At 64.5% G+C, this 5,083-nt stretch carries 5 protein-coding genes; 2 read left to right on the forward strand and 3 right to left on the reverse strand.

Going from position 1 to position 5,083, the window contains the following annotated elements; all coding sequences use genetic code 11:
- Nucleotides 1-492: VWA-like domain-containing protein (locus tag ACTOXK_RS11985; RefSeq protein WP_482279991.1), on the forward strand; the 492-nt coding region annotated here is incomplete at its 5' end.
- A 56-nt stretch (nucleotides 493-548) separates the two neighbouring features.
- Entirely contained in the window at nucleotides 549-2,072 is a 1,524-nt protein-coding gene (locus tag ACTOXK_RS11990) for an ATP-binding protein (RefSeq protein ID WP_286142963.1), read from the forward strand.
- Nucleotides 2,073-2,196: 124 nt separating this feature from the next.
- Here ACTOXK_RS11990 and nrfD read toward each other — a convergent pair whose 3' ends face one another.
- The 3 genes from nrfD to ACTOXK_RS12005 form a co-directional block, all read right to left on the reverse strand.
- Complete coding sequence (gene nrfD, locus ACTOXK_RS11995; protein ID WP_151429533.1) at nucleotides 2,197-3,063, reverse strand: NrfD/PsrC family molybdoenzyme membrane anchor subunit; 867 nt, start codon at nucleotides 3,061-3,063, stop codon at nucleotides 2,197-2,199.
- Between the two features lie 6 nt (nucleotides 3,064-3,069).
- Nucleotides 3,070-3,606 (reverse strand): 4Fe-4S dicluster domain-containing protein, encoded by a 537-nt coding sequence (locus ACTOXK_RS12000; RefSeq protein WP_016310307.1) that lies wholly within the window; start codon nucleotides 3,604-3,606, stop codon nucleotides 3,070-3,072.
- Nucleotides 3,606-5,083, reverse strand: a 1,478-nt coding sequence (locus ACTOXK_RS12005; protein ID WP_482279992.1) for a molybdopterin-containing oxidoreductase family protein, incomplete at its 5' end; no start/stop codon positions are given. The genes ACTOXK_RS12005 and ACTOXK_RS12000, both read right to left, overlap by 1 nt.

Raw genomic sequence — 5,083 nt, forward strand, 5'->3', positions numbered from 1 at the left:
TTCGCCGAGGAGAAGCGCATCCGCGACTTCGTCATCGCCATCGACACCTCGGCCTCCACCAAAGACGGCCTCGTGCGGCGCTTCATCGAGCGCACCTATTCTATCCTCGCCGACGAGACGAGTTTCTTCTCGAAGATGAACGTGCTCATCATCCAGTGCGACGCCGCCGTGACCGACGTGGCCCGCATCACCTGCCTGCGCGATTTGGAAGACTACCTGGAAAATCCCGTTATCAAGGGCCTGGGGGGCACCGATTTCCGTCCCGTGTTCGCCTACGTGGACGAAGCGCTCGCAGCTGGCGAGCTGAACGACCTCGGCGGCCTCATCTACTTCACCGACGGCCAGGGCACCTATCCCGCCCGGCGCCCCGCCTTTGAGACCGCCTTCGTTTTCCTCGATTCCGACGATGCCGCCGCCAGCGCCCCGGTACCTCCGTGGGCCATGAAAGTCGTTTTGGACGAGACCTTCGTATTAGAAGAGGAACCCCTCTGACCATAGCTCTTCCCTCGCCGCCATTTCACGAACCGCCGTCCGTAAAGGAGCCCCCTATGAACATCCGCGAAGCAAAACAGCAGATCAAGAACGCCATGGTGGCCTATTTCACCAAGGACGAGTTCGGCAACTACCGGCTGCCTCCCGCCCGGCAGCGCCCAGTGTTTCTGCTCGGCGCCCCGGGCATCGGCAAAACGGCCATTATGGAGCAGATCGCCCAGGAGCTGGAAGTGGGCTTCGTGTCCTACTCCATGACCCACCACACGCGCCAAAGCGCCTTAGGCCTGCCCTTTATCGCCACGAAGATCTATGGCGGCGTGGAATACCAGGTATCCGAGTACACCATGAGCGAGATCATCGCCTCGGTCTACGAGGCCATGGAATCCACGGGCCGTCCCGAGGGCATCCTGTTTCTGGACGAGATCAACTGCGTGTCGGAGACCCTCACCCCGGCCATGCTGCAATTCTTGCAGTACAAGGTGTTCGGCCGCCACGCCGTGCCCGATGGATGGATCGTGGTGACCGCGGGCAACCCGCCCGAGTACAACCGCACGGCTCACGATTTCGACATCGCCACCTGGGACCGCCTGAAGCGCATCGAGGTGGAGCCCGACTACGACGTGTGGCGCGAATTCGCCGTGTCAGCGAAAGTGCACCCGGCCGTCATCACCTACCTCGATATCGAGCGCAACCACTTCTACGCCGTGGAGGCCACGCCCGACGGCGCATCCTTCGTCACGGCCCGCGGCTGGGACGACCTGTCGGCCATGATCAAGCTCTACGAGGCCCAGGGCTTGGCCGTCGACGAGCTGCTCGTGGAGCAGTACGTGCAGAACGGCGACATCGCGAAGCGGTTCGCGATGTACTACGACCTGTTCACGAAGTATCGCAGCGATTACCAGATCGACCGCATTCTCGAGGGCACAGCCGATACGGGTCTGGCCGAACGGGCGCGACGAGCGCCCTTCGACGAGCGCGTGGCCGTCATGGGGCTCATCGTAGATGCCACGGTGGGCCGTTTGCGCCAAGCCGTTATGGAGGAGAAGGCCGCGGCGTTCACCCACGGCGTGCTGGCCGATCTGAAGGCGCACCTGGCTGCCGCAGGCGTGGCCGAGAACGACAACGGGGCCGATCTCATGCGCGCCACCGCCACGGCCCTCGCCCACGACCGCGATACGGAGCGGGCCGCGAGCCTGCTTACCGAGGAGCGCTACCGCTCCTTCGAGCGGGCCATCGGCCTGCTGGACGAGGTACTGCGGACCGGGGCCGAACGACCGGAGGGGCCCACGTTCAACCTGCTGCGGGAGCGCTTCAATGCGCGGCTGGACGCGCTGGACGGCAGCATCGACGGTGCCGCAGCCGCCCTGGACAACGTGTTCAGGTTCGTGGAAGAGGCCTTCGGCGAGGGCCAGGAGATGCTCATGCTGGTAACCGACCTGTCGGTCAGCCGCGCCGGCATGGCCTTCATCAACGACCACGGCTGCGAGCGCTACTTCGCCCACAACCAGAACCTCCAGTTCTACGAGCGCGGCAGCGATCTGGCCGCCCGCATCGACCGCATCACCCTGGAAGAGGAGTAGGGGCGCACCCCGATAGAAGTGGGACACCTTACCGGGTAAGGTGTCCCACTGTGCAGGATTCGAGGGCCGGGACACTTTGGGGCACTTTACCCGTCAAGGTGTCCCGGCCCCATCATTGAAGGGTCTACAGGTACACCACCGGCAGGGCCGCCAAAATAACCAGCAGGCGCAGCATGAAGCCGCCCACGAGCACGCCGCCCTCGCCAATGACGCTCACCACCATGGACGTGGTGGACGTCTCCACCTTCCGCGTGATGAACACGGGGTATCCCTCGATGGCGAAGGGCGCCACCAGGCCGAGCAGCACCAGGCCACCCCAGAACATGGGCGCGTACTGGCCCGACACCAGCGAGGCCACCGATGCGGCGCCCTCGGCGCTGCCCGAGCTCACGATGACGAGCATGGTCACGAGCACCACCATCTCGATGGCCGACAGGATCACATGGCTCTTCTTGATGAGCCACATGTGCTCGAAACGCTCCCGGTCGGTCACCAGGCCCACCAAGCTCGTGGCGGCGAGACCGGCCGAGAGGGCCGACACCACGAACAGCACCGGCAGAATGGCGTTGTTCCACAGCGGATAGGCCTTCACGACGCCCAGCAGGAAACCCGTGTAGGCGGCCACGCAGAAGGCGGACACGATGCCCACCCAGGTCAGCCCCTTGGGCACGGGACGGCGCAGCACCTCAAGCAGAGCGGCAACCACCGATACCGGCATGAACACGCAGATGAAGTACACGCCGAGGGTCATTACGGAACCCGGGTTCATCACCAGGTAGAAGAAGCGCAGCGGGTTATGCAGCCCCGCCTCCGCATCCAGCATGAGCATGAGCAGCCCGATGCCGAGGAAGATCGGCGCGATAATGCGGCCTGCAACGCGCATCTTCACGCTATCGGGGTACTTCGCCTCCACAAAGGCCGAAGTGAGGAAGGCCCCGGCGGATGCACCCGCCAAGAACAGGTACCATGCGATCATAGATCCCCAAACCATTGGTCATCACCTCACGTAGTAGATTTTCGCGGCGGTCAAGTCGCTCGCCAGGGGCTGAGCGTTCGTGCGGGCGATCTCCTGGCAGATCTCGCTTTCGGGATCGTCCAGGTCACCGAAGATGCGGGCACCGGAGACGCAGGTGTTCACACAGCGCGGCGGGTTGCCCGGCTGGCCCTCGTACCAACAGAAGCGGCACTTCTCGATCACGCCGGTCTTTTCGATCTGCACGCGCACGCCGTAGGGGCAGGCGGCCATGCAGTACTTGCAGCCGATGCACTTGCCCTCGTCCACCAGCACCACGCCGGAATCGGTGGTGTAGGTAGCGTGGGTGGGGCACACGGCCTCGCAGGGGGCGTCCTCGCAGTGCATGCACTGCACCGGCACCACTTCCGCGTACACGTTGGGATACGCGCCTTGCTCCACCTCGTCGAACTTGATGAACGCCTCCTCGTGATCGAGGCCGTTCACCATCTGGCAGGCGATGCGACAGGCATAGCAGCCGACGCACTTCTTCGTATTGATGAGCATGCCATAGCGGGTCATCAGTCTTCCACCTTCCTAACCGTAACCGCCACTTCCTGGCTCATGGTGGAGCCCACGGCGGGCTCGAGATGCAGCGGGATGAAGTCCATCATGTTCAGGCCGAAGCCCTGGGCGCGAGTGAGATAGGGCGACGTGCTGCCGTAGTGCGTGGGCAAGAACAGCACGCCGGGCTTCAAGCGCTCGGTCACCTTGACGGCCACACGACCCGAAGCCTCGCTCGAGGACAGCTCCACCGTGTCGCCATCGGCAATGCCCAGCTCAGCGGCATCGGAGGCGGCCATCCACAAACGCTCGAGCTGGTACTCGCGGGAAATGGCGTTCAGGGCCTCCAGGTTCAGCGTCATGGTGTGGGAGTGGATGCCCTGCTTGCCACCGATAAGAGAGAACTCCCCCGCCGCCGGCTCCACCAGCCGCGGCACATAGCCGATAACCGGGTTCAAGCCCGCTTCGGCCACCTTCGCCGAGGTGAACTGGAACTTCTCCGTGGGAGTTTTGAACGTGGGCGTGCCGAACTCGAAGCCTGGATCGGCCAACTCCACGATGCCGGCCTCGCGCACCGCATCGAGGGAGGTGCCCACCGTGGCCAGCTGGGCATCGGCCAGCTCCTCCACGGTGAAGGGGAAGTACTGCCCCACGCCGCAGGCCTCGGCCAGGCCGACGAAGATCTCGTCACAGGACTTGGTCTCGGGGTGCACGCGATCGATCACCGGCGTGCGCAGCGCCACATAGTGCTTCTTGCCGCCAATGAACTCGGGCAGCTCCATACGCTCGAGCACGGTGCACTCGGGCAGCACGTAATCGGAGACGAGGGCCGTCTCGCTCATCTGCACGTCGATAGTCACCACCAGCTTGGCCTTGGCCAGAGCCTCGCGCCACTTCGCCGGCTGGGCATAGCCCTGTACCGCGTTGGAGTTGTAGAAGAACACGCCCTGCACGGTGCCGTCGTTGCAGCCGTTCAGCACGGCCAGGTTGGTGCCGGTGCCGGACAGCGCCAGGGGGAACTCGGCGTCGCCCACGCGCTTGACCGCAGGCTCGGGTACCTTGGGGAACTTCACCGGGTCCACGTCGCCAGCCTTGGGCGAGGAGGTGATAAGCGCACCGCCCTTCTGGCCCCAGCAGCCCAGAAGCGCATTCACGGCGCATACCGCGCGGGCCGTCTCGAAGGAGTTCTGGTAGGCGCACCCGAAGGCCGCGCGCCAGGAGGGCTCGATGGCGCAGGCGGGCGCTGCGGCAGCCAGGGCCTCGGCCAGCTCCACAATGGTGTCGGCCGGCACGTCGCAAATGCCCTCGGCCCATGCCGGCGTGTACTCGGCCACCTGGGCCGCGAACTCCGGGAAGCCCACGGTGAACTGCTCGATGAACTCGTGGTCATACAAATCGTTCGTCACCAGCACGTTGGCAATGCCCAGCAGAAGGGCGATGTCGGTGCCAGGCTTGATGGGCACCCAATCGGTGGCGAAGATGCCGGTGTTGTTCA

Source organism: Adlercreutzia sp. (genome assembly GCF_056795635.1).

Excerpts from the sequence above, each read along its gene's own strand:
- ACTOXK_RS12000 (WP_016310307.1), bottom strand. The coding sequence starts at position 3,606 with ATGACCCGCTATGGCATGCTCATCAATACGAAGAAGTGCGTCGGCTGC.
- ACTOXK_RS11990 (WP_286142963.1), top strand. The coding sequence starts at position 549 with ATGAACATCCGCGAAGCAAAACAGCAGATCAAGAACGCCATGGTGGCC.
- nrfD (WP_151429533.1), bottom strand. The coding sequence starts at position 3,063 with ATGGTTTGGGGATCTATGATCGCATGGTACCTGTTCTTGGCGGGTGCA.